Origin of the sequence: Flagellimonas onchidii, assembly GCF_004804315.1 — a bacterium.
GTDB classification, from domain to species: Bacteria; Bacteroidota; Bacteroidia; order Flavobacteriales; family Flavobacteriaceae; genus Flagellimonas; species Flagellimonas onchidii.
Genome location: NZ_SRXX01000021.1, coordinates 23,323 through 44,805, shown reverse-complemented (window position 1 = coordinate 44,805; position 21,483 = coordinate 23,323). Strand labels below are relative to the sequence as shown.

The window sequence follows — 21,483 nt, the reverse complement described above, 5'->3', positions numbered from 1 at the left end:
ATAATTGATGTCTTGACTTTGCTCGACATGATATTCAATTTTCTTTTAAACTGTCCAGCCGCAACGTCATGGCATTTTTATGCGCTTGCAATCCCTCAGCCTCTGCCATTACCTCGACCGCTTTGCCAATACTGACAATACCTTCCTTGCTAATTTTTTGAAAGGTCATGCTTTTCATGAAACTGTCTAGGTTAACACCGCTATATTGTTTGGCATAACCATTTGTAGGCAATGTATGATTGGTCCCAGAGGCATAGTCACCAGCGCTTTCAGGGGTATAATTCCCTAAAAATACGGAACCTGCATTTTGGATATTGTTTATGTAAAAATCTTCATTCTTGGTGCAGATGATGTAGTGCTCAGGACCATATTCATTAATCAGGTCAACTGCGGTCTTATCGTCTTTGACCAAAATCAATCTACTATTAGCGATTGCCTTTTCTGCAATCTCCTTTCGGGGAAGTTCCGCAATTTGAACTTCAACCTCCTTTTCAACTACATTGAGTAAATTTTCTGAAGTGGAGACCAAAATGACCTGGCTATCCACTCCATGTTCCGCTTGACTCAATAAATCTGAGGCTACAAAAGAAGGTTCTGCAGAATCATCTGCCATAACTAATAGTTCACTTGGACCGGCAGGCATATCAATAGCTACACTATATTTTGTTGCCAATTGCTTTGCAACGGTTACATATTGATTACCTGGGCCAAAAATCTTATAGACATTAGGAATGGTTTCTGTGCCAAAGGTCATCCCTGCAATGGCTTGAATTCCTCCAACTTTAAAGATTCGCGTTACTCCACATAGCGTTGCAGTATATAAAATGGCGGGATTCACTTCTCCATTCGCATCTGGTGGTGTACACAGTATGATTTCTTGACACCCCGCCAATTTTGCCGGAACGGCCAGCATCAAAATGGTTGAAAATAATGGGGCAGTTCCTCCCGGGATGTACAGCCCTACTTTTTGAATGGCCCTTTTTTCTTGCCAGCATAGCACTCCAGGTAAAGTTTCGGTTTTTATCCTTTCCGTTTTCTGTGCGGCATGAAACTTTTCAATATTGTTTTTGGCCAAGGAAATGGCTTTCTTCAGATCATCGGATACTTTTTCTGATGCGTTTTCCAACTCCTCTTTTGAAACCAATAATGAGCCTAGTCGTACTTTGTCAAATTTTTCAGTGTATTTCTGAATGGCTTCATCTCCTTTATTTTTGATCTCTTCAAAAATGGATGTAACGGTGGCTTCAATATCGGCAACGGTTGATGTAGGCCTCTTTAAAATCTTAGCCCAGTCCTCATTTGATGGATAATCTATCCGTTTCATTATAGTACCATTTTTTCAATTGGACACACCAAAATTCCCTCTGCACCCGCTTGTTTAAGTTCATCAATAACTTCCCAAAAAGTATCTCTGTTGATGACCGTATGTACCGAACTCCACCCTTCTTCTGCCAATGGCAAAACCGTAGGACTGCGCATCCCAGGTAAAATGGCTATGATCTCCTCCAATTTTTCATTAGGAGCATTGAGCAGGACATATTTGTTTTGCCTTGCCTGTAAAACGGATTTGATTCGAAATTGAAGGCGCTCAAGAATTGCTCTTCTTTCTTCTGAAATTGTAGGGGAGACAGCAAGCACCGCTTCACTTTTAAGCATTATCTCTACCTCCTTAAGGTTATTTTTGAACAAGGTACTTCCACTGGAAACAATATCACAAATGCCATCAGCTAATCCAATATTTGGTGCAATTTCAACAGAACCATTGATGATGTGAAGATCCGCAGTAACTCCCTTCGATTTTAAGTAATCATTAACCGTATTGGGGTACGAAGTTGCGATGCGCTTTCCTTCAAAATATTCCACAGACTCATACTTTACTGACTTAGGTACAGCCAATGAAACCTTGCATTTTGAAAAGTTGAGTTTTTCGCTAATGGAAATATCCTTGCCTTTTTCTACCAAAACGTTTTCTCCAATAATGGCAATGTCTACTACCCCATCTCTCAAGTACTGCGGAATGTCCCCGTTTCTGAGATAAAACACCTCTAATGGGAAGTTGCGTGCCGTGGCTTTGAGCTGATCCTTACCATTATCTATGGAAATGCCACAATCCTTTAAAATTTTGAGTGAATCTTCGTTTAAACGTCCGCTTTTTTGAACCGCTATGCGAATCTTGGTCATTTTAATCTTAAATTTTGTTTGGAAACCAAACCGATTTAAAAACAAAACCCGTTTGATTTCTCAAACGGGTTAGAATATATTTTACAAACAACAATACATCTCTATCTCGCTTGAGGGCAAGTATAAAAATGGTGATGATGTGTGTTTTTGTTTATCATTTCGATGTCAAAAGTAGAATTTATTTTTATATCAAAAAAGAGGAAATTAGTTATTTCCTAAAATCAGGGGTAATCCATCTCCACTTGACCCTACCACAACCACTTTAGAATTAGGCGATTCAGAAAGTTTTAACGTAGCCTCGATACCCTTGTCCTGAAGGATTTTATCTGTTAAAGACGCACTCAAAATTCTGTTAGCATCAGCTTTACCCTGTGCCTCAATCCGTTGTCTTTCTGCTTCCTTCGAAGCTTTGTCAAGCCGAAACTCATATTCCAGGGCTTCCTGTTCTTGCCTTAGCTTTCTTTCTATCGCTTCCTTTATCGTGGTCGGTAATTTAACATCTTCAACCAATATTCGTTTTACATTTAAGTATTGGCCTTTTAGTTCTTTTTTTACTTCAATCAAAATTTCTTGTTCTATGGCATCTCGTTTGCTAGAGTATAACTGTTCTGGGGTATACCTACCCACTACACTCCGTGCTGCTGAGTTAATTGCTGGGTCAAGTAATTCCACAACAAAATCCTGTCCTTTGGTTTTTATCAAATTTCCAAGGTTCTCATATTCTGGCTCAAACCAAATGGTTCCGTTTACAGTTACTTGAAGTCCATCCACGGATAGAACATTCATTTCATCTGTAATGGACTGTTGCCTTACTTTATGAATCAACATGTCATTCCATGGTGCCACAATATGCCATCCTTCGCCGTAGGTTTGATCGGTAACAACCCCTCCGGCAGCAGGCCTAAACAAAACGCCGCCCTCACCTGGGCCAATCCGTACAATTGTTTTTGTTATTAAAATGATTAAAACTATTGCAATAAAAACTGCGGGTAATGCAATTCTAGGTAATCTATCCATTATCTAATATTTTATATTAATCCGTTATATTTTCTCAAGAACCATTCCAGTGCAAGTGTTACTGCTATTAGACCCAATAAAACCCTGAAATCGATTAAAGATACAACATTTTGTCTGCTCTTTTGAACAGGAATGAATTGAGTTGAAGCGACCAGTTTTTCACGTAGGGGCGCTAAGTTATCAAAGTAAAAAACTTCACCATTAGCCCTTTTTGATAAACGCTGTAGTTTTTTATAATTGGCTGAAAACAATAGATTCTCAGGATTGTACTCTAAAATTCTAAAAGAACCTGAATGACTGGTATTTTCTATTTTTTTTGTCACGGTAAAGCTATATTCCCCGGACGGGAAGTCACTCAAGTCTGCCTCAAAATATCCACCTTTCAATAACATGGGAAGTTCTCTGGTAAAACTACCATTTTTGGCGCTACATTGAATTGTTAAGCTGGAGTTCGGGTCAAAATTATAGCTTTCATCAAAACTATAAGCACGAATTTTTGCATCACTTGAATTCTCAAAAATGAGTTTATGCTCTACCTCTAACCTACTTTTTCGGCCATCGCTGGTCAAAAACACCATGAGCTTTCCGATAAGTTCATCAAATATTTCAAAATTTTGTGTGTTTCTATAGGTTTGGACCCTCCACCTCCATATGTTTTCTCCAAAAACCACTGCTTCCTTTTTTGAGGATTCGTTAAAGACTGAGAACAATGGTTTGTCCAAATCCACCCCCTTAATTCTTTGAAACATCAAGATGTCATGTGTTGCCTTGAGTTCAATATCTCCAAGATTGTCCATAAGAGGCGGAAAATTTTCTATGGAAAAATCAGAAATCCCAAAAACACGAAACGCCTTGTTAAGAACAGGTAAAATATCTTCCGTTTGATTGAAATTTTCCTTGGAAAATTTATCTTGAATGTTATTTAAAAAATTCCAATCTGTCTTTGTACCTGCTATCGTTAGCACGCCTACTCCGCTCTTATTAATCCTATTGTATAACGGTCTGAAATTACCAGTTGGTTGATAAAGAATGAACAAGTCAGTGTCATCAATTTCTTTTAGTGCCTTATCAGGTGTTTTTATAGAAACTTGGCGCTGCTCATTGGACTCAATGGATTTTTTTAAAGCCCCAATATCAGGATGAGGCATATTGGAAACAATGGCTACCTTGGTTTTCTCATCGATTACCTCAATAGCGACTTCTCTTTTATTATTAAATGTGTTCTTTTCTGTTGGGAGGTTTTCAATTTGAACTACGATATTTTTAACTCCAACCGACTTCGCTTCCAATAATGCATTAATGGTTTGGGAGTTGTTATCACCATCAAAGTCTAACCGTTGACGGAATATGGTTTTACCATTCATTGAGATTGTGACATTTTTTGAAATCTCACCCTGCCCTGTATAATTAATCGAAGCTTCAACTGGAAACTGGTTGTTGAGAAAAGCATATAAATTACAGTTGATGTAACTAATGGCAATATCTTCATACTGTGTTGTATCACCGACAACAACCGAGTTTACTGAAATTTCTGAATCTAAATCAAGAAATTCATAGTCTCTTCCCAAAGTTTGGTTTCCGTCGCTAAACATCACAATGGCGGTAGCTCCATTTGAATAGATTTCATCAATTTTTTCTAAAGCCACTGCTAGGTTGGAATTCTTTTTATCAAAATTTAAGGAATCATTGTAATCCAATTGAGAACCGAAAGAATACTGTGCAATGTCGAAACGATCAATAAGGTCTTGGTCATTCACAAGGTTCTGTAGCTTAGATAAAAAAGCATCTTGGTCAACTACATTGCCTATAGAAGAAGAATTATCTGTTAAGAGAACAAGATTTGCCTTTTCTAAAAAGTATTCATTGGTGGTGAACTTGGGATTAATAAGCAACAAAAAAGCAGCTAACAAGGTACAGAAGCGCAACCCTGCTAAAATTTTATGCGTTGAACCTTTACGGGAATTTTTATAAAAATACTGATAGTATACAATGGCTGAAGCCGCTAAAATGGCCAAAACAATCCAAAGTACCGTCAATATTTCCATTCAGTTTTAGGTTAACATGCCTCCATCAACGTTAAGTACTTGACCGGTTATATAGGCAGACATATCCGAGGCCAAGAATATACATGCGTTGGCCACATCTTCGGGCTGCCCCCCTCTTTTTAATGGAATGGCGTCTCTCCAACCCTGAACTGTATTTTCATCCAATTTATCGGTCATTTCGGTTTCGATAAATCCAGGGGCAATGGCATTACAACGAATGCTTCGAGAACCCAATTCAAGAGCAACAGATTTTGTGAAGCCAATCATACCAGCTTTGGAAGCAGCATAATTTGTTTGTCCAGCGTTTCCTTTTACACCTACAACACTGCTCATATTAATAATGGATCCTTTTCTTTGCTTAAGCATTGTTCGCTGTACCGCCTTGGTCATGTTGAAAACGGACTTCAAGTTGATTTCAATAACCTTATCGAAATCTTCTTCACCCATACGCATTAGGAGGTTGTCTTTGGTAATTCCAGCATTGTTAATCAACACATCGATGGAATCAAAATTCTCCAAAACCTGTTTCACCAATTCTTCGGATTCCGAAAAACTTGCCGCATTGCTTTTAAAGGCTTTTGCTTTAACACCCATGTCTAAAAGCTCCTTTTCAAGTTCAAGTGCTGGTGCTTCGCTCGAGCTATAGGTAAAGGCCACATTGGCTCCGTGTTGTCCGAATACCTGTGCTATTCCTCTTCCAATCCCCCTACTTGCTCCTGTTATGATTACATTTTTGCCTTCTAAAAGTTTCATGCTCTTCAGTATTTGTTGTTTGGTTATTCAACCAAATATAGTTTTTGTTTTATGTTTCAACACAAAAAAATCCCGTATAAAACGGGATTTAAAATAGTTTTAACGAATGGCTACGCCATTACTTCTTTTACTTTGGCTCCAATTTCTGCAGGAGAATCCACAACATGGATTCCACATTCGCTCATTATGCGTTTTTTGGCCTGAGCTGTATCATCGCTTCCTCCAACAATTGCACCAGCATGACCCATAGTACGTCCAGCAGGTGCAGTTTCACCGGCGATGAAACCAACAATTGGTTTTGTACTGCCACTTTCTTTGTACCATTTAGCTGCATCAGCCTCCAATTGACCACCAATTTCCCCAATCATTACCACACATTCGGTCTCTGGGTCGTTAATCAATAACTCTACAGCTTTTTTCGTTGTTGTTCCAATGATAGGATCACCGCCAATTCCAATTGCGGTTGTAATTCCCATGCCTTGTCGTACTACCTGATCAGCGGCTTCATAAGTCAGTGTTCCGGATTTAGAAACAATACCTACGTTTCCTTTCTTGAAAACAAAACCGGGCATGATGCCCACTTTAGCCTCTTCCGGAGTGATAACCCCAGGACAGTTTGGTCCAACCAAGGTACAATCCAAATCTTTAATATAGTCATTAGCCTTGACCATGTCCGCTACGGGAATTCCTTCTGTAATGGTAATGACAACTTTAATACCAGCACTTGCAGCTTCCATGATAGCGTCTGCAGCAAAAGCTGGCGGCACAAAAATAATCGTAGTATCAGCACCAACCTGCGTTACCGCTTCTTCAACTGTATTGAAAACAGGTTTTCCCAAATGTTCTTGCCCTCCTTTACCTGGAGTTACTCCGCCAACAACATTGGTTCCATACTCAATCATTTGAGTGGCATGGAAAGTCCCTTCACTTCCCGTGAATCCCTGGACAATTATCTTTGAATCTTTGTTTACTAAGACGCTCATATTTTTTATTTAATAGCCAAGACAAAAGTATGCCATTGACTCTAAAAGTTAAAAGATTTTATTAGCTATTTCTTGTATTCTTTTTAAGTATTTCGGGTAGGTTTTTAAGTGCAGTTATTTCTCTCATTTTGGTTCTTGCTTCTTCAGCGGGGCTTCCAAAATAGGTTTTTCCACCTTCCAAGCTCTTGGCTACACCAGATTGGGCGTAAACTATTGCGCCTTTACCTATGGTAATGGCACTTATAACACCTACTTGTCCCCATAATACAACTTCATCTTCGATAACCACGCAACCTGCGATTCCTGTATGGGAGGCGATTTGGCACTTTCTACCAATTACCGTATCATGCCCCACCTGAATTTGATTATCCAGCTTGGTCCATTCTTTAATAGTTGTGTCACCTGTGACTCCACGATCTATTGTGCAAGAGGCACCAATATCAACATTGTCCTCTATGACTACCCGACCACTTGAAATCAACTTTTCAAAACCTTCCGGTCTTTTTTTGTAGTAAAAAGCATCAGAACCTAATACGCTACCACTGTGGATGGTAACATTATCACCGATGATACAGTTGTCATAAATGGAAACATTGGCATGAATCAGGCAATTTTCACCTATCTGAACGTCGTTTCCTATAAAAACATTAGGTTGAATAATCGTACCTTCTCCTATAATGGCTGATTCTGAAATGGGTGAACTCGAACTTTTAAATGGTGAAAAGAAACGGGTCAGTTTGTTGAAGTCGCTAAAAGGATTATCTGAAATTAGAAGCGCTTTGCCTTCAGGGCATTCGACATTTTTATTGATGAGTACGACTGAAGCGGCACAATTTAACGCCTTGTCATAATATTTAGGGTGGTCAACAAACACGATATCACCCTCCTCCACTACATGGATTTCATTCATTCCCAATACAGGAAAATCATCACTCCCTACATATTCGGAACCAATTATGCCAGCAATCTCCTTAAGGGTATAAGGTTTTGGGAATTTCATCCTTGGCTATTCTTTTGCCCGTTCGATATAACTACCTTTTTCCGTGTCGACCTTTATTTTGTCTCCTTCGTTTATAAAAAGTGGCACATTTATTCTAGCTCCGGTTTCAACGGTAGCCGGTTTGGTCGCATTAGTGGCGGTATTTCCTTTTACTCCAGGTTCGGTATGTGTCACTTCAAGAATGACACTGGCTGGCATTTCAACGGATAAAGGCATACTGTCCTCAGTGTTAAAGAGAATGGTAACAACTTCTCCTTCTTTCAATAAATCAGGAGCATCCAATGAGCTTTTCTGCAACGAAATCTGGTTGTAGTCATCAGTGTTCATGAAATGAAAAGTGTCCCCTTCAGGATACAGGTATTGATACGATCGAGTTTCGACTCTTACATCTTCAATTTTATGTCCAGCAGAAAAAGTGTTGTCAATAACCTTTCCTGTTGTTACGCTCTTCAATTTAGTACGAACAAATGCTGGTCCCTTGCCTGGTTTTACATGAAGAAACTCCACAATTTTATAAATATCGTGATTGAACTTGATGCACAATCCTTTTCGTATGTCCGAAGTATTTGCCATAGTCTTAGTTTGAACTGAAATAACCTTTCATGATTCCACGCTGGGAGTCCCTGATGAACTGAAGAATTTCATCCCGTTCAGGGGTCGCTTCCATTTCAGCTTCTATTATTGAAGCGGCCTGGGAATTGTTATAGTTTTTCTGATAAAGTATTCTATATATATTCTGAATTTCTCTGATTTTATGCGATTCAAATCCGCGACGTCTTAATCCAATCGAGTTAATCCCAACATAAGAAAGTGGTTCGCGAGCAGCTTTCACATAGGGAGGTACATCCTTTCTTACTAAAGAACCACCTGTAACGAATGCATGATTTCCTATAGAAACGAATTGATGCACGGCCACCATTCCTGCTAAAACTACATTTTCACCTATAGTCACGTGACCTGCAAGTGTAGAATCATTACTGAAAATACAGCCATCTCCTACCAAACAATCGTGTGCTACGTGACAATAAGCCATAATCAAACAATTGTTTCCGATTACGGTTTTCATTCGATCCGCGGTTCCTTTATTGATGGTGGCACATTCACGAATAGTAGTATTATCACCAATGTGTACCGTAGTCTCTTCACCTTGATATTTAAGGTCTTGTGGCATGGCAGAAATAACGGCACCTGGAAATATGTTGCAATTTTTTCCAATACGGGCACCCTCCATAATGGTAACGTTGGAACCTATCCAAGTACCTTCACCTATGGTAACATTATTATGTATAGTGGTAAATGGTTCAATGACCACATTTTTCGCAATTTTGGCACCTGGGTGCACATATGCAAGGGGTTGATTCATGTTACAATCCTTTTACTTTAGTAATTTGAGCCATAATTTCTGCCTCCGAAACCAACTTGCCGTTGGCATAAGCACGCCCCTGCATTTGACAGATACCTCTCCGAATGGGAGCCAACAAATCCAATTTAAAAATTAGCGTGTCGCCTGGTACTACCTGATGTTTGTACCTTACATTGTCTATCTTTAAAAGATAGGTGAGGTAATTTTCCGGATCTGGCACTGTGCTCAACACCAATATTCCACCGGTTTGAGCCATCGCTTCTATCTGAAGAACCCCTGGCATTACGGGCGCACCGGGAAAGTGTCCTACGAAAAATGGTTCGTTCATGGTAACGTTTTTGATACCAATCACATGTTGCTTTGATAATTCCAGAATCTTGTCAACCAAAAGAAATGGTGGTCTATGCGGAAGCATATCCATAATTTGGTTTATATCCTTGACCGGAGTCGCTGCCAAATCAACATCAGGAACATAATTGCGCTTTTCTTGCTTAATGATTTTCTGGATTTTCTTGGCGAACTGTGTGTTGACAAAATGACCTGGCTTATTGGCAATCACTTTTCCCCTGATACGTGTACCGGCCAATGCCAAATCTCCAATGACATCCAATAATTTATGACGAGCAGCCTCGTTTGGGTGATGCAATGTGAGATTATCCAATATGCCATTTGGTTTTACGGATAGCTTCTCTTTTTTGAATGCCTTCTCCAGCTTTTTCATGGTGGATTCAGAAATCTCCTTATCCACATAAACAATTGCATTGTTTAAATCACCTCCCTTGATCAGACCGTGCTCCAACAGCATTTCCAATTCATGTAAAAAACTGAATGTACGCGCATCGGCTATTTCAGTCTTAAAATTAGAAATCTCTTCCAGCGAAGCATTTTGAGTTCCCAGTACCTTGGTTCCAAAATCTACCATGGTAGTAACTTGGTAGGTGTCAGATGGAATAACTGTGATTTCACTCCCTGTAGCCTCATCCTTATAAGTGATGACATCCTTGACCACGTATTCTTCGCGATCCTGTTCTTGTTCAACGATTCCAGCTTTTTCCAAAGCCTCAACGAAGAATTTCGAGGAACCATCCATGATTGGAGGTTCGGGAGCATCAAGCTCTATCAGGACATTGTCAATATCCAAACCGACCAGTGCTGCAAGAACATGCTCTGAAGTTTGAATCTTGACCCCATTTTTTTCTAGATTGGTACCACGTTGGGTGTTTACCACATAGTTGGCATCCGCCTCAATGATGGGTTCACCTTCCAAATCCACTCTTTTAAAAGCAAATCCGTGGTTTTCCTTTGCAGGTACAAATGTCATCGTAACATTTTCTCCTGTATGCAACCCTACACCCGTTAGTGTCACATTTTCCTTGATTGTACGTTGTTTCGTGCTAGTTTTGCTCACCTTCGACCTTTTTTTCTATGTCGTTGATTTTGTTTACCAGTTTTGGTAAGTTTTTAAAATGAACATATGATTTGTTGTAGTCACCATAATTCAATGCTGGAGACCCCTGAAGTACTTCACCATCCTTTACATTACGTCCAATTCCTGATTGCGCTTGTATTTTAACCCTATCACCTATAGTAATATGACCAACAATACCTACCTGTCCACCTATCAAGCAATGTTTTCCAATTTTTGTGGAACCTGCTATTCCAGTTTGGGCTGCAATTGCCGTATGTTCCCCAATTTCCACATTATGGGCTATTTGAATTTGGTTGTCCAACTTAACCCCTTTTCTTAGAATGGTTGAACCAAGGGTAGCTCTATCAATGGTTGTTCCGGCGCCAACGTCTACATTGTCCTCCAAAATAACATTTCCGGTCTGTGGCACCTTACTGTATTCTCCATTGGCGTTGGGGGTAAACCCAAAACCATCAGCTCCAATAATGGCACCACTGTGAATAACACATCCCTTACCTATGATGGATTCTGAATAAATTTTTGCTCCTGCAAAAATGAGGACATTGTCACCAATGGTCACATTGTCACCAATGTACACGTTGGGATAAACCTTTACATCCTTGCCAATCTTAACATTATCTGCCAAATAGGAAAATGCACCTAAATAAAAACCTTCTCCATATTCGGCCGTTTCTGAAACATAGGATGGGTTTTCGATACCCACCTTATTGTTTTTGACCTGATTATAGTACTCTAGTAGCTTGGAAAAAGATTTATACGCATCATCTACCTTTATCAGGGTTGTGGACAAAGATTGTTCGGGAACAAAATCTTTGTTGACAATAGTAATGGATGCTTTTGTGGAATAGATATAAGAGGTGTATTTCGGGTTTGACAAAAACGTCAGTGAACCTTTTTCTCCTTCTTCAATCTTAGATAATTTATGAACAGCAATTTGAGGATTACCCTCAACTTCTCCCTCTAAAATTCCGGCAATTTGGGTGGCTGTAAACTTCATTTGTGCAAAAGTAACAAAATTTGTTAAACGGCTTCTTTAGGGAAGCAGCAATAATATTTGATCACTGTTTTAGAAAGTGCTTTTAGGCTCAGTTGGTCTGATTCTTTCAATACATCCGTTACCTTTCCACTCTTTTTAAGAATATTTATAGCTTGATGTTCTTGATTGTAAGCCTTGTTTGAAATTTCTCCTTTGAAAACAAAGTAGCAAGCTTCCAACTCTGATATGCCCAGTTCTATTGCCAGAGCCATCAATCTTTCATTCATTTTTTCATCGGAAATGGGTTTGTTCTTAATCTTGACGTGCAATAACTTTCTATTCAGAAGCATTTGGCAGAGTTTTGAGAGCACAAAATCGTCGTGGAACTGCCAAGTTTTGACCGCTCCCAGAACATCAATATCATCCAACGATGCAAAATCTTGTAACAGCCTTGAATCAACCACAACTTCATCTGCCAACTTCATAAAAGATAAAATTGTTTGACCTCCATTTATCTCATTGTTTTCTTGGAGTAATTGTTGGGCTCTCTTCATAATCCTGACGAGTAATTGTTCTGCCATAAGGCCAGTTTTGTGAAGATAAGCCTGCCAATACATAAATCGTCGCGCCATCAAAAACTTCTCTACCGCATAGATTCCTTTCTCCTCAACCACCAAATTACCCTCTACCACGTTCAGCATCGAAATCAATCTTTCCGAATTGATATTTCCTTCGGTCACTCCAGCATAAAAACTATCACGCTTGAGATAATCCAAACGATCCATATCCAATTGACTGGAGACTAATTGATTCATAAAAGGTTTATCGTACTCTCCTTTGAAAATAGAAATTGCGACATCTAGTTTGCCATCGAACTCTTTATTAAGGTACTCCATAAATTTCAAGGACAACTTTTCATGCGAGATTCCTTTTATAAAAAACCCTTCAAGGGCGTGGGAAAAAGGACCATGTCCTATATCGTGTAAAAGAATAGCGCAAAGCAGTCCAGTTTCTTCATCTTCGGTAATTTCAACATGTTTCCATCGTAACACTTGAATCGCCTTGGTCATTAGATGCATGCTACCCAACGCATGGTGAAACCTAGTATGGTGAGCCCCAGGATACACCAAGTACGACATGCCCATTTGGGAAATTCTTCTCAAGCGTTGAAAATAGGGATGGGCAATCAGATCAAAAATAAGTTGATTTGGTGTTCCAATAAAACCGTAAATTGGATCGTTAAATACTTTGAGCTTATTGGTGTTGGCCAAGGAAGTCTGTTTTTAGTAGCGCAAAGATAACCACTATATGAACAAGATCACAATTCTTTGGGTCGATGACGAGATCGACCTATTAAAACCCCATATACTTTTTCTTGAAAACAAGGATTATAAGGTAGTTACCAGCCAGAGTGGACAGGATGCCTTAGAGGAAATGCAAAATTCTTTTTTTGATATCATTTTTCTGGACGAGAACATGCCAGGAATCTCAGGTTTGGAAACATTGAATGAAATTAAAAAGATAGATGCCTCCATACCTGTGGTAATGATTACAAAAAGTGAGGAAGAATATATAATGGATGAGGCCATAGGCTCCAAAATAGCAGACTATTTGATCAAACCTGTGAATCCCAACCAAATTCTTCTGTCTTTAAAAAAGAGTCTGGATAACTCACGTTTGGTTTCAGAAAAAACGGCTTCAAATTATCAGCAAGAATTCAGAAAAATTGCCATGGACCTTTCTATGGTAAATAGTCACGAAGAATGGGCGGATTTATATAAAAAACTGATTTATTGGGAGCTTCAATTAGAAGAAATTGAGGATACCGGTATGACAGAAATATTGGAATCCCAAAAAGTTGAAGCCAACTCACAGTTTAGTAAGTTCATCGACAAAAATTATCCTGACTGGTTTCAAAATGGAGATGGTCCTGTGATGTCACATACCTTATTCCGAAAAAAAATTCAACCTGAACTGGAAGGAAATAAAACGCTGTTGGTTGTAATTGATAATCTTCGCTATGACCAATGGTTGGCTTTTGAAGAAACCTTGAACATGCATTATAAGAAAAAGCAAGAATGTTCTTTTTATAGCATTTTACCCACCGCAACACAGTATGCCAGAAATGCAATCTTTTCAGGTTTGATGCCACTTGACATGGAAAAAAAACACCCTGAATGGTGGAAGAATGACACTGACGAAGGTGGTAAGAATTTGTTTGAAGCAGAGTTTTTGGGATCGCAATTGAAACGGCTTGGGTTGAACTTAAAGTGGGAATACCACAAAATCAGTAATTTAAAACAAGGCAAGCAACTTGCACAAAACTTCCGCTCACAAAAAGACAATGATCTTACGGTGCTAGTTTATAATTTTGTGGATATGCTTTCCCACTCCAAAACAGAAATGGAGGTAATCAAAGAACTGGCTTCGAATGACAAGGCCTATCGTTCCCTTACCCTAAGTTGGTTTAAGAACTCTCCATTGTTGGAAATAATTCAGTCTGCCCAAAATATGGGAATGAAATTGATTTTGACAACCGATCATGGCACCATAAATGTAAAACAACCTTCAAAAGTAATTGGTGATCGAGACACCAGTCTTAATTTAAGGTATAAAACAGGAAGAAGTCTTACCTATGAAAAAAAGGAAGTTCTTGCTGCTGAAAACCCGCAAACTCTACATTTGCCCAATATCAATTTGAGCAGTTGTTTCATCTTTGCCAAAAATGATATGTTCTTTGCCTATCCGAACAACTACAACCATTACGTCAGTTACTACAGAAATACTTACCAACACGGAGGTGTTTCCCTTGAAGAAATGATCGTTCCTTTTGTAGTTTTGGAGCCTAAGTAGATTTTGATATGACCTTTCGTAAAGAAGAGCTCCATTTGGCTGCCAGTCATGTTCTCGAAAACGCTCCAGGAAAAATGTTATGTTTTTTTGGAGATATGGGTGCAGGCAAGACTACCCTTATCAAATCGATAGTAAAAGAATTGGGAGCATCGGATGAAGCCAATAGCCCCACTTTTGGTTTGGTAAATGAATACCATGACAATTCTGGGAATCTTCTAGCGTATCATTTCGATTTTTACCGCTTGGAAAATGAGCTGGAAGCTCTAGATCTGGGACTGGACGATTATTTAAGTTCGGGAGCTTGGATTTTTATAGAATGGCCAGAAAAAATACAGTCATTATTACCTCAAGATTCGGTTTCCATTTTCTTACACTTTATCGATGAAAATACTCGTTCAATCGATTTTAGTACCGATTGAAAGTATTTACGGCTATCTTTTTTCAAGTTTCGATAAACGGCAATGAAGTCGATAAAAAGCATTTGTTTTAGGATGAAATGCAAATTTTATCGATGAAATGCATGTAGGGTAAGGAAAATTTCCTACATTTGTTATTGAAATGAATTCATTTATTAACCAAAAACTCTTTTACGATGAACACTAAAAGATTATTTTTTGGAGTACTTGCTGTAGCTTTTTTAGCGATGACCGCTGTATCTACAACGTTAGTTAACACTGATGATGTTCAGACTGATACGCAAATCAAAAAGCGTAAGCTTGTAAAACTGTAAAACAAAAATCATTTTGTTAACCCCCTTTCGAAGGGGGTTTTTTTATACAATAAATTTTGGTCTTGTGAGTTAACACTAGTATGAGATCAAAATTACAGATAAGGAAAAGACTTGTTATCGAAGGCTTGATCACGCTCTTTATTGCCCTATCCCCAGTTCTGTTCTATTCATATAAATACACCCCAACTGGAACCAAAACCTTAGATTTCATTTTATTCGAACTTGGTTCCAATGGTTTTGAAGATGCTAGTACTTTTTATTGGTATATCCTTTCCAAAGGAACTCCACTTGCACTGCTTGTTATATGGTTTATCACTACTAAGCAATGGTGGTATCATGCCATTTTGATACCTATTGCCATGTATAGTTTTCAATTATTTACAGTAATCAACTATGATTCTGATGCTGTTGACGAAAATGAAATCTTTTATATCATCGCGGTTACTATGGTTGTTGTACCTGTGGTCTATTTCATCAGGGTTAAGCTAGTTGACAAACATGTGCACGGTATAGATTTGGACGCTATGGATACGGAGCTTCAAATATTAAAGGAGAAAGAAGAGCTCCGTAAGGAACGTGAGAAACTAGAACAGCGCCAAGAAACCCTTGCGAAAAAAATGTAAATTTGTTCCCACACCTAGGGATTATCAACAGATTTACATTGTATGAGTCAACCGTCCTCTCCTTTTAGCAAACAACAACTTTTACCCCAAGAAGAAACTTTAGAAATCCTAAAACAAAAAGGAGAGCTTTTTATAGGCATTCCAAAAGAAAACCAATATCAGGAAAAACGAATCTGTCTTACCCCAGATGCAGTCAATGCCATAACCGCCCATGGACATAGGGTCTTGATTGAATCTGGTGCCGGTGAGGGGGCAAATTTTTCCGATACCGATTACACCAACGCCGGAGCTGAGATAACTCGAGATACAAAAAAGGTTTTCTCATGCCCTCTAATTCTTAAGGTAGAACCACCTACCCTCTTTGAAATAGATTTGCTAAACCCGCAGACAACAGTAATTTCGGCGTTACAAATTAAAACACAGAGTAAGGAATATTTTGAGGCAATGGCCAAAAAACGGCTTACGGCAATTGCTTTTGAATATATTCGGGATGAAGATGGAAAATATCCCGCGGTTCGTTCATTAAGTGAAATTGCAGGAATCTCTTCTATTCTCATTGCTTCTGAACTTATGGCCACAACTAACAAGGGAAATGGTTTAATGTTCGGGAATATAAGTGGAGTCCCTCCTGTTGAAGTAGTCATTATTGGAGCGGGCACCGTAGGCGAGTTTGCTGCACGTTCGGCCATCGGACTTGGAGCTAACATTAAAGTTTTTGACAATTCGATCACCAAATTGCGAAACATTCAAACCAATTTGAATCAGACCGTCTATACCTCCACCATACAACCTAAAAATTTATTAAAAGCTCTTAAAAGGTGTGATGTAGCAATCGGCGCAACCAGAGGCAAAGACAGATCTCCAGTAGTAGTTTCGAGTACTATGGTGGAAAACATGAAAAAAGGTGCCGTAATCATCGATGTCAGTATTGACATGGGTGGATGTTTCGAAACTTCGGAGATCACAAGCCATGACAAACCCACTGTGGAAAAATATGATGTGATTCATTATGGAGTTCCCAACATTCCATCACGATATCCTAGGACTTCATCCATTTCAATAAGTAATATTTTCACCCCGTATCTGTTAAAACTAGGCGAAGATGGTGGTCTTGAAAACTCGTTACGTTTTGATAAAGGACTACGTAACGGATTGTACATGTATCATGGCATTTTAACCAATAAATCCGTGGGAGATTGGTTTGGGCTTACGTACAACGATATTAACTTTCTTATTTTTTAATCTTAATGGCCTTTTTAAAACGCTTAGGGTGGTACCTAGTTGGACTATCCATCGGAATTGTTTTTCTTGTTTTCTTCTTAAAAAAGAAATCCGGGGACAAAGGAATTGAATTTTGCTATTTTCCCAATTGTAGAGTACTCAAAGATATGCGCTCCAAACCGCTGCATTTCTCAGAAGATTTCCAATTTAAAAAAGATACCATCTTAATTAAGACATTTTTGACTGATGGGGATATTGATTTTGGAAAAAGCGACACCAAGTCAGAACCGTGCAAAACGTATTTTATAAGTAATGAAACCGAAAACGGTGAAATCGTACTAAAAGCCCAAAATTGCCCTAATAAAGTATTGATAGTTGCTATCGAAGATAATTAAAGGTCCAATTTTCTTCTTTTCTTTTCTTTTTGCAATAAAGAAAGTTCCCGGGTAGTCTGCCCAGCAACCGAGGTATTTTCCTCTGCTCGGCGAATCAAATATGGCATTACGTCTTTCACAGGTCCATAGGGAACATACTTGGCCGCATTAAATCCCTCTGCTGTGAGATTATAGGTGATATGGTCACTCATTCCATAAAGCTGCCCAAACCAAATATTTTCCTGATTGGCGGTCAAGCCCTTTTCTTGCATCAATTTGATCAACTTTAGGCAACTATCTTCGTTATGTGTTCCAGCAAATATGGAGATAGTATCCAAGTTATCCATCATGTAGGCAATCGCCATATTAAAGTTTTTGTCGGTTGACTTTTTGGAAACACAAATAGGGCTTTTATACTTCATTTCCTCAGCTCTTTCATTTTCCTTCTCCATATAAGCTCCCCTTACCACTTTGAGCCCAATTTTAAATCCTTCCAATCTGGCAGTTTCATGAAGTTGCTTTAAATAATCCATTCGATCCCAACGGTACATTTGTAGGGTATTGAAAACTACGGCCTTCTGCTTGTTGTATTTGCGCATCATATCTAAAACAACATTGTCAGCAGCATCCTGCATCCAACTCTCTTCAGCATCAATAAGCAAAGACACTTCCAAATCATGTGCCTTTTTGCAGACTTGATTAAAGCGGTCGATCACCCTTTCCCATTCCTTAGATTCCAATTCATTTAGGTTTTTTCCCGAGCTTACTTTCTCATAAAGTTCAAATCGACCAAAACCTGTAGGCTTGAATACCGCAAAAGGAATTGCATCTTTTTCTTTCACAAAATCCAAAACCTCAAGTGTTTTGGCAAGTGCAAAGTCAAATTGACCCTCCACTTCCTTACCTTCCACAGAATAATCCAAGATAGAGCAGACTCCTTTTTCATACATTTTATCTATAATGGAAATGCAATCTTCTTCGTTGACCCCTCCACAGAAATGATCAAATACGGTTGCTCTGATCAGACCTTCAATGGGCAGGTGCGCTTTAATGGCGAAATTGGTGACCGCGGTACCAATCCTAACTAAAGGTTCGTTGGCAATGAGCTTGAACAAAAAGTACGCACGTTCCAACTCGGAGTCCGTTTTCAATTGAAATGCTATTGCAGTATTCTCAAAATTTGGATGCATTATTAGGAATCTTTTAAAGATTCAAATATAAGTCGGTCTTTGGGAAGATTATCAATTAAAATAGTCTTTATTTTGTGTGTCAAATCAAATTATGAAATCCATTAAATCGCATTCTTACGAGGTACATATGGAGGAGTTGGCAGAAGCTTCCCTTAGCCAACACATCAACAAAACGGATTACTCTAAAATATTTGTTTTGGTTGATGAAAATACGAAGGAACACTGCCTTTCCATATTTGTTTCGAAACTTGGTCTGGAACCGGATGCGGTTTATATAATAAGACCTGGGGAAGAGCATAAACATATTGGCACATGTTCCTTGGTTTGGGAATGGTTATCTGACCAAGGTGCAGACCGTAACAGCCTTTTGATCAATCTAGGAGGCGGTGTATTGACCGACCTTGGGGGGTTTGTCGCATCAACATTTAAAAGGGGAATTGATTTTATAAATGTACCTACGACCCTCTTGTCTATGGTAGATGCATCCGTTGGTGGAAAAACAGGGGTTGATCTTGGCCCTCTTAAAAACCAAATTGGTGTAATCAACCAACCTGTAATGGTTTTGATATTTCCCATTTTCCTGAAAACCCTGGAAGCAAGACAGGTGAAAAGTGGATTTGCCGAAATGTTAAAGCACGGGCTTATCATGGATTTGGATTACTGGAAAGCTCTTCAAAATACCGAGGACTTTGCAAACACAGCATGTATTCAAAAATCCATCGCCATTAAAAATGATGTGGTAACCCAAGATCCAACAGAGAAAGGTCTACGGAAAATTTTAAACTTTGGGCATACTTTGGGCCACGCTATTGAATCATACTTTCTTGATAGTGTTGACAAGCCCACCTTGCTTCACGGTGAGGCCATAGCCATAGGGATGATTTTGGAAGGTTACCTTTCACACGAACTAAAAGGACTATCCAAACTATCACTCGAAGAAATCAAAAAGACCTTCCTAAAGCACTTTAAACGTGTGAAATTCAGTCAGGAGGATATCGACATCGTTCAAGAATTGTTGATTTATGACAAGAAGAATTCTCATGGTCAAGTAAATTTTGTGTTGCTTCAAACCATTGGAAAAGCTGTCACAGATGTAAAGGTTCCAGAAAATCTTTTGCGAAAGGCCTTCGCTTACTACAAAGAACCTTAAGTACATATACTAAAACACTTCGTTTACAACTCTTTGAACCCATCGAGTTCAAAAATTTATAGCTTAGGATAAGAAATCAAAAACCTAATCTATCATGAAACGAATCCTAATCGATTACAAAAAGTTAGATCGAGATGCTGCTGCAGCACTCATAGATTCATATCCCTATGGTTATGGGGATGAAGACATTATAACACTAAAAAAGCCTAATGGTGAAATTATTGAAGCGGTTGAGGTGAAGATGTCAAATACCATTTATCTGGTTAAAATCAGTAAGAGCCTATCCAATTTTATTTCAAACTTTGAAGAAAACATCGAGAAAGAACTCGACAAAAACCCTAGTTTAGAAATGGCCTTAGACTCTGAGGAAGAAAATCAATTGCAAAAGGAAGTTGAGCCAGATGATAATTCGGGAAATGAAGGAGCCTAGTATTGCGGTAATTTGAATCCCATATGCTTTAGGTTATAAATCAGAATAAATAACTGATTGCTGATGCAATTGTTCAGGAAGGTAACAGGTAATCAATACTTCTCGCTAAAACTTCCTGAAAATTTCATTCCTCAATTGAAAAGGTGTATTCCTCAATTGAGATGAACAAGAAGTGTCTCAATTCTTAATTTTTGAAATAAAATTATAAAGTCGACTTTCATCTCATTAAAGCAATTGTCTTTAGAGTTCTATAAAAACTTCTTGAGATTTCTTTTGAAATAGTTTGCACTATGTGTGATGCTCTGGATTGAATTGTGGGCAAAATTTCCTCCTTGCTCCAAATAATAAAATTCCAAGCCCGACTTATCCAATTCAGGAAGCATCTTAACGTAATCAATAGATCCATTGCCTAGCTCAGAATAATCCTGGGTGACTTTATCCATATCTTTAATATGCCACATTACAAAGCGCTCAGGTTGTTCTGCTATTATCTCAATTGGACTTTTTTGTGCTGAATGCATTACCCAATAAAGGTCTATTTGCAATTTGACCAAAAAAGGGTCTGTTCCACTAATTATAATGTCATAACCATTCTCCCCACCTAGGTCTTCAAATTCGAATCCGTGATTGTGATAGGCAAAACGCAATCCACTCTGGATTACACGCTCCCCTATCCTATTCAATTTTTCAGCCAACGTTTTAAAGCCGTCCTTATTTCTATACATTGAATCCAGCCATGGCCAGGTAATAAAATCTTGTTTTAGTTTATGGGCACCTTCAATGCATTGATCCACATATCGTATTAAATCCGATTCTGGTTTATCAAAGAAGTTCATCAGTCCATAATGTCCGCTTGATGTAGTTAAATTATGGTCTTCCAATATCTTTTTAAAATCTGAGGTTTTGTATCCATAATATGTGTCTTTTTCTCCATCATATCCATAAATCTCTAAGTCTTGATATCCCAGATTTTGTACTGTCTTCAAACTTCCAATTGGATCCTTTTCCATTGCATCACGAATTGTGAACAATTGAAGTCCCATTTTATATTTCCGTTTGGTCTCAAGGGAAATTCCGGATACGGAAAGTGGAATTGCTGAACTGGCCATTACTAAGGAGGTTTGTTTTATAAAATTTCTTCTTTGCATGAGTTTATTTATAGAAT

The 21,483-nt window shown here is 38.6% G+C and carries 22 protein-coding genes; 8 read left to right on the top strand and 14 right to left on the bottom strand.

Annotation, left to right across the window (positions count from 1 at the left end; genetic code table 11):
* Positions 1-34: 34 nt before the first annotated feature.
* The 12 genes from hisD to E4661_RS16995 all read right to left on the bottom strand — a co-directional run bounded on the left by hisD (position 35) and on the right by E4661_RS16995 (position 13,018).
* Complete coding sequence (gene hisD / locus E4661_RS17050) at positions 35-1,324, bottom strand: histidinol dehydrogenase (RefSeq protein ID WP_136468672.1); 1,290 nt, start codon at positions 1,322-1,324, stop codon at positions 35-37.
* Positions 1,324-2,181, bottom strand: a complete 858-nt coding sequence (gene hisG / locus E4661_RS17045) for an ATP phosphoribosyltransferase (RefSeq protein ID WP_136468671.1) — start codon at positions 2,179-2,181, stop codon at positions 1,324-1,326. The genes hisD and hisG overlap by 1 nt, the downstream gene beginning before the upstream one ends.
* Positions 2,182-2,385: 204 nt before the next feature.
* Positions 2,386-3,198, bottom strand: a complete 813-nt coding sequence (locus E4661_RS17040; RefSeq protein ID WP_136468670.1) for a prohibitin family protein — start codon at positions 3,196-3,198, stop codon at positions 2,386-2,388.
* Positions 3,199-3,209: 11 nt separating this feature from the next.
* Complete coding sequence (locus E4661_RS17035; protein ID WP_136468669.1) at positions 3,210-5,243, bottom strand: vWA domain-containing protein; 2,034 nt, start codon at positions 5,241-5,243, stop codon at positions 3,210-3,212.
* Positions 5,244-5,249: 6 nt separating this feature from the next.
* Complete coding sequence (gene fabG, locus E4661_RS17030) at positions 5,250-5,996, bottom strand: 3-oxoacyl-[acyl-carrier-protein] reductase (protein ID WP_136468668.1); 747 nt, start codon at positions 5,994-5,996, stop codon at positions 5,250-5,252.
* 110 nt (positions 5,997-6,106) lie between these two features.
* Positions 6,107-6,979 (bottom strand): succinate--CoA ligase subunit alpha, encoded by an 873-nt coding sequence (sucD, locus tag E4661_RS17025; RefSeq protein ID WP_136468667.1) that lies wholly within the window; start codon positions 6,977-6,979, stop codon positions 6,107-6,109.
* 61 nt (positions 6,980-7,040) lie between these two features.
* A complete protein-coding gene (locus E4661_RS17020) occupies positions 7,041-7,979 on the bottom strand; it encodes a UDP-3-O-(3-hydroxymyristoyl)glucosamine N-acyltransferase (protein ID WP_136468666.1) in 939 nt (312 codons plus the stop codon).
* A 6-nt stretch (positions 7,980-7,985) separates the two neighbouring features.
* Positions 7,986-8,552, bottom strand: coding sequence for an elongation factor P (gene efp / locus E4661_RS17015; RefSeq protein ID WP_136468665.1), 567 nt, complete (start codon positions 8,550-8,552; stop codon positions 7,986-7,988).
* Positions 8,553-8,556: 4 nt separating this feature from the next.
* Positions 8,557-9,342 carry an acyl-ACP--UDP-N-acetylglucosamine O-acyltransferase gene (lpxA, locus tag E4661_RS17010; protein ID WP_136468664.1) on the bottom strand — a complete coding sequence of 262 codons (786 nt, stop codon included), beginning with the start codon at positions 9,340-9,342 and terminating at the stop codon, positions 8,557-8,559.
* A 1-nt stretch (position 9,343) separates the two neighbouring features.
* Positions 9,344-10,750 (bottom strand): bifunctional UDP-3-O-[3-hydroxymyristoyl] N-acetylglucosamine deacetylase/3-hydroxyacyl-ACP dehydratase, encoded by a 1,407-nt coding sequence (locus tag E4661_RS17005; RefSeq protein WP_136468663.1) that lies wholly within the window; start codon positions 10,748-10,750, stop codon positions 9,344-9,346.
* Positions 10,737-11,768 (bottom strand): UDP-3-O-(3-hydroxymyristoyl)glucosamine N-acyltransferase, encoded by a 1,032-nt coding sequence (gene lpxD / locus E4661_RS17000; protein WP_136468662.1) that lies wholly within the window; start codon positions 11,766-11,768, stop codon positions 10,737-10,739. The genes E4661_RS17005 and lpxD overlap by 14 nt, the downstream gene beginning before the upstream one ends.
* A gap of 23 nt (positions 11,769-11,791) precedes the next feature.
* Positions 11,792-13,018, bottom strand: a complete 1,227-nt coding sequence (locus E4661_RS16995; protein WP_136468661.1) for an HD domain-containing protein — start codon at positions 13,016-13,018, stop codon at positions 11,792-11,794.
* A gap of 37 nt (positions 13,019-13,055) precedes the next feature.
* On the opposite strand from E4661_RS16995, the gene porX reads away from it, so the two are divergent.
* The 6 genes from porX (at position 13,056) to E4661_RS16970 (ending at position 17,569) form a co-directional block, all read left to right on the top strand.
* Positions 13,056-14,600 (top strand): T9SS response regulator signal transducer PorX, encoded by a 1,545-nt coding sequence (porX, locus tag E4661_RS16990; RefSeq protein ID WP_136468660.1) that lies wholly within the window; start codon positions 13,056-13,058, stop codon positions 14,598-14,600.
* 8 nt (positions 14,601-14,608) lie between these two features.
* Positions 14,609-15,019, top strand: a complete 411-nt coding sequence (gene tsaE, locus E4661_RS16985) for a tRNA (adenosine(37)-N6)-threonylcarbamoyltransferase complex ATPase subunit type 1 TsaE (protein ID WP_136468659.1) — start codon at positions 14,609-14,611, stop codon at positions 15,017-15,019.
* A 173-nt stretch (positions 15,020-15,192) separates the two neighbouring features.
* Positions 15,193-15,330, top strand: a complete 138-nt coding sequence (locus tag E4661_RS19150; protein ID WP_168796410.1) for a hypothetical protein — start codon at positions 15,193-15,195, stop codon at positions 15,328-15,330.
* Positions 15,331-15,410: 80 nt separating this feature from the next.
* A complete protein-coding gene (locus E4661_RS16980; RefSeq protein WP_136468658.1) occupies positions 15,411-15,953 on the top strand; it encodes a hypothetical protein in 543 nt (180 codons plus the stop codon).
* Between the two features lie 42 nt (positions 15,954-15,995).
* Complete coding sequence (locus E4661_RS16975) at positions 15,996-17,195, top strand: alanine dehydrogenase (protein WP_136468657.1); 1,200 nt, start codon at positions 15,996-15,998, stop codon at positions 17,193-17,195.
* A gap of 5 nt (positions 17,196-17,200) precedes the next feature.
* Complete coding sequence (locus tag E4661_RS16970; RefSeq protein ID WP_136468656.1) at positions 17,201-17,569, top strand: DUF4258 domain-containing protein; 369 nt, start codon at positions 17,201-17,203, stop codon at positions 17,567-17,569.
* Here E4661_RS16970 and E4661_RS16965 read toward each other — a convergent pair.
* Positions 17,566-18,738: a proline dehydrogenase family protein gene (locus tag E4661_RS16965; RefSeq protein ID WP_136468655.1), complete on the bottom strand. Its 1,173-nt coding sequence runs from the start codon at positions 18,736-18,738 to the stop codon at positions 17,566-17,568. The two genes, E4661_RS16970 and E4661_RS16965, sit on opposite strands and share 4 nt — an antisense overlap.
* 91 nt (positions 18,739-18,829) lie before the next feature.
* Between E4661_RS16965 and aroB the strand changes: the two genes are divergently transcribed.
* Positions 18,830-19,888, top strand: a complete 1,059-nt coding sequence (aroB, locus tag E4661_RS16960) for a 3-dehydroquinate synthase (RefSeq protein WP_136468654.1) — start codon at positions 18,830-18,832, stop codon at positions 19,886-19,888.
* A gap of 94 nt (positions 19,889-19,982) precedes the next feature.
* Positions 19,983-20,318 carry a hypothetical protein gene (locus E4661_RS16955; protein ID WP_136468653.1) on the top strand — a complete coding sequence of 112 codons (336 nt, stop codon included), beginning with the start codon at positions 19,983-19,985 and terminating at the stop codon, positions 20,316-20,318.
* A gap of 248 nt (positions 20,319-20,566) precedes the next feature.
* Here E4661_RS16955 and E4661_RS16950 read toward each other — a convergent pair whose 3' ends face one another.
* On the bottom strand, positions 20,567-21,427 hold the full coding sequence (locus tag E4661_RS16950; protein ID WP_136468687.1) for a sugar phosphate isomerase/epimerase family protein: 861 nt from the start codon (positions 21,425-21,427) through the stop codon (positions 20,567-20,569).
* Positions 21,428-21,483 lie beyond the last annotated feature (56 nt).

What these genes read in the sequence shown, in the direction of transcription:
- E4661_RS16975 (WP_136468657.1), top strand. Translation starts at nt 15,996, where the DNA reads ATGAGTCAACCGTCCTCTCCTTTTAGCAAACAACAACTTTTACCCCAA.
- tsaE (WP_136468659.1), top strand. Translation starts at nt 14,609, where the DNA reads ATGACCTTTCGTAAAGAAGAGCTCCATTTGGCTGCCAGTCATGTTCTC.
- efp (WP_136468665.1), bottom strand. Translation starts at nt 8,552, where the DNA reads ATGGCAAATACTTCGGACATACGAAAAGGATTGTGCATCAAGTTCAAT.
- porX (WP_136468660.1), top strand. Translation starts at nt 13,056, where the DNA reads ATGAACAAGATCACAATTCTTTGGGTCGATGACGAGATCGACCTATTA.
- E4661_RS19150 (WP_168796410.1), top strand. Translation starts at nt 15,193, where the DNA reads ATGAACACTAAAAGATTATTTTTTGGAGTACTTGCTGTAGCTTTTTTA.
- E4661_RS16980 (WP_136468658.1), top strand. Translation starts at nt 15,411, where the DNA reads ATGAGATCAAAATTACAGATAAGGAAAAGACTTGTTATCGAAGGCTTG.
- E4661_RS17035 (WP_136468669.1), bottom strand. Translation starts at nt 5,243, where the DNA reads ATGGAAATATTGACGGTACTTTGGATTGTTTTGGCCATTTTAGCGGCT.
- fabG (WP_136468668.1), bottom strand. Translation starts at nt 5,996, where the DNA reads ATGAAACTTTTAGAAGGCAAAAATGTAATCATAACAGGAGCAAGTAGG.
- lpxA (WP_136468664.1), bottom strand. Translation starts at nt 9,342, where the DNA reads ATGAATCAACCCCTTGCATATGTGCACCCAGGTGCCAAAATTGCGAAA.
- sucD (WP_136468667.1), bottom strand. Translation starts at nt 6,979, where the DNA reads ATGAGCGTCTTAGTAAACAAAGATTCAAAGATAATTGTCCAGGGATTC.
- E4661_RS17020 (WP_136468666.1), bottom strand. Translation starts at nt 7,979, where the DNA reads ATGAAATTCCCAAAACCTTATACCCTTAAGGAGATTGCTGGCATAATT.
- lpxD (WP_136468662.1), bottom strand. Translation starts at nt 11,768, where the DNA reads ATGAAGTTTACAGCCACCCAAATTGCCGGAATTTTAGAGGGAGAAGTT.
- aroB (WP_136468654.1), top strand. Translation starts at nt 18,830, where the DNA reads ATGAAATCCATTAAATCGCATTCTTACGAGGTACATATGGAGGAGTTG.
- E4661_RS16955 (WP_136468653.1), top strand. Translation starts at nt 19,983, where the DNA reads ATGAAACGAATCCTAATCGATTACAAAAAGTTAGATCGAGATGCTGCT.
- E4661_RS16970 (WP_136468656.1), top strand. Translation starts at nt 17,201, where the DNA reads ATGGCCTTTTTAAAACGCTTAGGGTGGTACCTAGTTGGACTATCCATC.
- E4661_RS17040 (WP_136468670.1), bottom strand. Translation starts at nt 3,198, where the DNA reads ATGGATAGATTACCTAGAATTGCATTACCCGCAGTTTTTATTGCAATA.
- hisG (WP_136468671.1), bottom strand. Translation starts at nt 2,181, where the DNA reads ATGACCAAGATTCGCATAGCGGTTCAAAAAAGCGGACGTTTAAACGAA.
- hisD (WP_136468672.1), bottom strand. Translation starts at nt 1,324, where the DNA reads ATGAAACGGATAGATTATCCATCAAATGAGGACTGGGCTAAGATTTTA.
- E4661_RS16965 (WP_136468655.1), bottom strand. Translation starts at nt 18,738, where the DNA reads ATGCATCCAAATTTTGAGAATACTGCAATAGCATTTCAATTGAAAACG.
- E4661_RS16950 (WP_136468687.1), bottom strand. Translation starts at nt 21,427, where the DNA reads ATGGCCAGTTCAGCAATTCCACTTTCCGTATCCGGAATTTCCCTTGAG.